The following is a 4,865-nucleotide window of genomic DNA, read 5'->3' on the forward strand; positions in this document are numbered from 1 at the left end:
GGGCCGGGTCGTGCGCGGGCCGCGGCGGCACCTGGGGGCGGCCCTGGCCGGGCTGCGGCGCGGGGAAGGTGGTGGTCCGGCCGCCGTTGCGGCGCTGCTCGATGAGGTGGACGGCACGCTCCGGCAGCCACGCCGAGGCGGTGCCGCTGTCGTCGGAGCCGGCCCCGAACAGGTGCGGGGCCAGCTGCGACTGGAGGTCGGCCGGGCTGGGGCGGGCCGATGCGTCCATCTTCATGCAGGCGTCGATCAGGGGCCGCAGCTCGTCGGGCAGCCCCTCCATGTCGGGCTCCTCACGCAGCAGCATGAAGACCGTCTCGACCGGGTTGGCGCCGTGGAACGGCGGGTGGCCGGTGGCCGCGAAGACCAGGGTGGAGCCCAGGGAGAAGACGTCGCTGGCGCCGGTGACGCTGCGGGAGTCCTTCGCCTGCTCCGGCGACATGTACGCGGGGGTGCCCACGGCCACGTTGGTCATGGTCAGCCGGGTGGAGGAGACGCCGGAGGCGATGCCGAAGTCGATGACCCGCGGACCGTCCTCGACCACCAGGACGTTGGACGGCTTGAGGTCACGGTGCACCAGACCGGCGCCGTGGATCGACTGCAGCGCCTCGGCGACGCCGGCGGCCAGCCAGCGGACCGCCTGCACGGGCAGCGGGCCGCACTCGTTCACGATCTCCTCGAGCGAGGGCGCCGGCACGTACGCGGTGGCCAGCCACGGCACCGCGGCACGCGGATCGGCGTCGACGACGGCGGCCGTGTAGAAGCCGGAGACGGCGCGGGCCGCCTCCACCTCACGCGTGAAGCGGACGCGGAACAGCTGGTCCTCGGCGAGCTCCGTCCGCACGGTCTTGATCGCCACCCGGCGCCCGGAGGCCGAGCGCGCGAGATAGACCAGGCCCATGCCGCCGGCCCCCAGGCGTCCGAGCACCTCGAACGGACCGATCCGGCGCGGATCGGTCTGTGTCAGCTGATCCACCACTTGCCTGCCACCTCCCCGTGAGAGCCGCGTCGCCTTCGTGTGTACGCGACCCCGTGCAGCGTCTCACCACCGCACCGCCGTGGCGGCACGCACCCCGATTCTTCCTTGCCCGAGCGCCGCCGCGCGAACCCGGGGGCGAACCGGACGTCGCCCGCCCCTGGGTACCGTGCGCGGCGGCCCGGGTCCAGACCCCGGCCGGGACCCGTTCCCGGGCCCCGCGCCGCCCGCCACAGCCTCTCGCCGCCTTCCCGCTGCTCAGCGCCGTACCCGCCGCCCGCTCCGGCTCCTTCCGTGTCCGACGCCGCGTCAGCTCTCCAGGAGGGCGAACGAGGCGTTCTGGTTGTCCGTCACCACCGCGACGGCGCCGCGGTCGGTGGTGAAAGGCTGCGCCTGCACCCGGCCGCCGAGGCGGTAGACCGCGCCGAGCGCGCCCTCCAGGTCGTCCACCGAGAAATGCACCAGGAAGTGCGACGGCATGACTTCCGGAAAAACGCCCGCCAGGGGGGCGATGCCGTCCCGCAGGCCGCCGAACACGCTCTGCCAGAACGGCCGGGCGCCCTCCGGGTCACGGGTGTGGAGCACCGCCCCGGCGAACCCGCCGCGGGCCGGAGGACGCCGCCCGAAGCCCTCGTGCAGGGCCGGCTCCCAGAGCCCGAACACGGCCCCCTCGGGGCCGACCGCCAGCGCCTGCCGCCCCAGCCGGCCCATCGGCGCGGGAGCGCTGATCATCTGGCCGCCCTCCTCGGTGATCCGCCGGGCCACCGCCGTCGCGTCGCGGGTGGCCAGGTAGGCCGTCCACACCGTCGGCATCCGGCCGTCCCGCTTGGGGAGCAACGACGCAACCGGCTCGCCCTCGCGGTGCGCCCAGGCGGCGCCGAGCGGTCCGCCCTCCACCCCGCGCGGACCCACCGCGTCGAAACTCCACCCGAACAGTTCCCCGTAGAAACGCTTGCCCGCCTCCACGTCGGGAAGCGAGGCGTCCACCCAGCAGGGAACGCCTTCGGCGGCTTCGCCGCCCTCCGTATTCACGGATGCCCCATTTTCGGCCATGGCGTCAAGTTAGCGGTACCGGAACGGTCACGCAGAGCACGCGCACCCCATTTGCAGTCTGCCGAATAGCGCGCGAATCCCCCGTCGATAAGCTGACGACATGACAGGACACGTACGCACGGTCGACGGCCGCGTGGCTGGTCGGCGAGGGCAGGCGACGCGGCAGAAGCTGCTGGACTGCCTCGGAGAAATGCTCGGTTCCGCCCCCTACCGCGACGTCAAGGTGATCGACGTCGCCCGCCGGGCCGGCACCTCCCCCGCGACCTTCTACCAGTACTTCCCGGACGTCGAGAGCGCCGTCCTGGAGATCGCCGAGGACCTGGCGGCGGGCGGCGCGGGGCTGGGCGGCCTGCTGGAGGGCCGGTCCTGGACAGGGCGCGCGGGATGGCAGACGGCCCAGGAACTGGTCGACGGGTTCATGGACTTCTGGCGGGCCAACGACGCGATCCTGCGGGTCGTCGACCTGGCCGCCGCCGAGGGGGACAAACGGTTCTCCAAGCTGCGTCTGCGCATTCTGGGGACCCTGCACAAGGGGTTGACGGAGGCGATCGAGGGCCTGCGCTCCAAGGGCAAGGTCGACCAGGACGTGAGCCCCGCGGCGACGGCCGCCTCACTGGTCGCCATGCTCTCCGCTGCGGCCTCGCACCAGAAGGGCGGCCACCAGGGCTGGGGCTACAAGGCCGCGGAACTGCGGCCGAGCCTGGCGCAGCTGGTGCACCTCGGGGTCACCGGGAAGAAGCCGACGCGGTAGTACGCCCCAGGGGTTCGCGTCCTGTCATCACGCGCGGTTTCCGGCGGCCTTCCGTCGGCCTTCACAATTCACCCTTGAGCGTGACCGATTCGGAATCAATTCCGATCTTGAATGAGACCAATCGAGTGATGCCGTGCATAGGATTTCGGCATCATGCTCGAAAAGCCTGTCCCTCAGGACTCCCGGTCCCGCGCCCAGCACCCCGTCTACGTCATCGGCGGCGGACCCGGAGGCCTGGCAGCCGCCCAGGCGCTGCGGGCCCGCGGGATCCGCGCCGTGGTCCTGGAGAAGGCGCCCCGGGTGGGCGACTCCTGGCGCCGCCACTACGACCGGCTCCGGCTGCACACCACCCGCAAGCGGTCCTCGCTGCCCGGGCTGCCGATGCCGCGTTCCTTCGGCCGGTGGCCGGCCCGCGACGACGTGGTGCGCTACCTGGAGAAGTACGTCGAGCACCACGGTCTCGAGGTCGTCACCGGCGTCGAGGTGAGCCGCCTGGAGCGGGCCGATGACGGTGACGGCGGCGGCGCCTGGGTGCTGCACGCCACCGGCGGGCGGCGGCTCACCGGCAGCGCCGTCGTCGTGGCGACCGGCTACAACCACACCCCGCGCGTCCCCGGCTGGCCCGGCCTCGACGACTTCGCCGGGGAGTTCCTGCACGCCTCGGACTACCGCTCCGGCACCGCCTTCGCCGGGCGTGACGTGCTGGTCGTCGGCGTGGGCAACACCGGCGCGGAGCTCGCCGTCGACCTCGTCGAGGGCGGCGCGGCGCGGGTGCGGCTGGCGGTGCGGACGGCGCCGCACATCGTGCGGCGCTCCACGGCGGGGTGGCCCGCGCAGAACACGGCGATCCTGGTGCGGCGGCTGCCGGTGCCGGTGGTGGACCGGCTGGCCCGCGCGATGGCGAAGATCAGCGTCCCCGACCTGTCCGCGCACGGGCTGCCGCGTCCGGACACCGGCCTGTACTCCCGGGTGCGGCAGGGGGCGATCCCGGTGCAGGACGCGGGGCTGATCGACGCGGTGCGGCGGGGGCGGGTGGAGGTCGTCGCGGCGGTCGACGGGTGCGACGGGGCGGAGGTCCTGCTGGCGGACGGGTCGCGGATCACGCCCGAGGTGGTGGTCGCGGCGACGGGGTACGACCGGGGGCTGGAAGGGCTGCTCGGGCACCTCGACGTGCTCGACGCGCGGGGGCTTCCCACCGCGCACGGTCCGCGGTCCCCGCGGAACGCGCCAGGACTCTTCTTCACGGGCTTCACGACGCCGATCAGCGGGACCCTCCGCGAACTCTCCCGCGACGCGGAACGCCTCGCCAAGGCCATCGTCCGCGCCGCCCGCTGACCTGCGGCCCCGGGGACCGGGACCTCAGGCAGCGCGGCGGCGGATGACGAGGACCATGAGGGCCGCCGCGGCACACAGCGCACCGGAGGCGTGGAAGACCACGTCGTACGTGCCGAAGACGTCCCGCGCCACCCCGCCGAGGAACGCGACGGCCGCCGCCCCGGCCTGATGGGAGGCCAGGACCCACCCGAACACGATCGGCCCGTCCTCCCCGAAGTGCTCCCGGCAGAGCGCGATCGTCGGCGGCACCGTCGCCACCCAGTCCAGCCCGTAGAAGACGATGAAGAACAGCATCGGCGGATGGACCGCCGGCGCCAGCAGCATCGGCAGGAACAGCAGCGAGACCCCCCGCAGCGCGTAGTACACGGCGAGCAGCCGACGCGAGTCGAAGCGGTCCGTGAGCCAGCCGGAGGCGATCGTGCCGACCACGTCGAAGACCCCGATGACCGCCAGCAGCGAGGCCGCCGCGGTGACCGGCATGTGGTGCGGGTGATCGTGCGCGGCGGGCACGAAGTGGGTCTGGATCAGCCCGTTGGTGGAGGCCCCGCAGATCGCGAAGGACGCGGCGAGCAGCCAGAACGTGCCGGTGCGCACCGCCCGCGACAGCACCGTCAGCGCACGCCGGGCCACCCCGGGGACCGGGGGCGGCGGCGGGGTCACCTCGGTGGCTCCGAGGAGCGGGAGCCCCACGTCGGCGGGGTGGTCCCGCATCAGCAGCCAGGCGAGCGGCACCACGGCGAGCGCGGCAAGCGC

At 73.6% G+C, this 4,865-nt stretch carries 5 protein-coding genes; 2 read left to right on the top strand and 3 right to left on the bottom strand.

Translation table 11 applies throughout. The annotated features are described in order from the left end of the window. Both ACOV8S_RS01065 and ACOV8S_RS01070 read right to left on the bottom strand, forming a co-directional pair. Window positions 1–976: serine/threonine-protein kinase (locus ACOV8S_RS01065; protein ID WP_448315397.1), on the bottom strand; the 976-nt coding region annotated here is incomplete at its 3' end. A gap of 306 nt (window positions 977–1,282) precedes the next feature. Further along, window positions 1,283–1,960: a VOC family protein gene (locus ACOV8S_RS01070; protein ID WP_448315399.1), complete on the bottom strand. Its 678-nt coding sequence runs from the start codon at window positions 1,958–1,960 to the stop codon at window positions 1,283–1,285. A 166-nt stretch (window positions 1,961–2,126) separates the two neighbouring features. On the opposite strand from ACOV8S_RS01070, the gene ACOV8S_RS01075 reads away from it, so the two are divergent. Both ACOV8S_RS01075 and ACOV8S_RS01080 read left to right on the top strand, forming a co-directional pair. Beyond that, on the top strand, window positions 2,127–2,777 hold the full coding sequence (locus ACOV8S_RS01075; protein ID WP_448315401.1) for a TetR family transcriptional regulator: 651 nt from the start codon (window positions 2,127–2,129) through the stop codon (window positions 2,775–2,777). Between the two features lie 153 nt (window positions 2,778–2,930). Beyond that, entirely contained in the window at window positions 2,931–4,112 is a 1,182-nt protein-coding gene (locus ACOV8S_RS01080; protein ID WP_448315403.1) for a flavin-containing monooxygenase, read from the top strand. A 24-nt stretch (window positions 4,113–4,136) separates the two neighbouring features. Here the strand turns inward: ACOV8S_RS01080 and ACOV8S_RS01085 are convergent. Further along, window positions 4,137–4,865: MFS transporter (locus tag ACOV8S_RS01085; RefSeq protein WP_448315405.1), on the bottom strand; the 729-nt coding region annotated here is incomplete at its 5' end.

It is taken from the genome of Streptomyces sp. CO7 (genome assembly GCF_053474865.1).

Excerpts from the sequence above, each read along its gene's own strand:
- ACOV8S_RS01075 (WP_448315401.1), top strand. The coding sequence starts at position 2,127 with ATGACAGGACACGTACGCACGGTCGACGGCCGCGTGGCTGGTCGGCGA.
- ACOV8S_RS01080 (WP_448315403.1), top strand. The coding sequence starts at position 2,931 with ATGCTCGAAAAGCCTGTCCCTCAGGACTCCCGGTCCCGCGCCCAGCAC.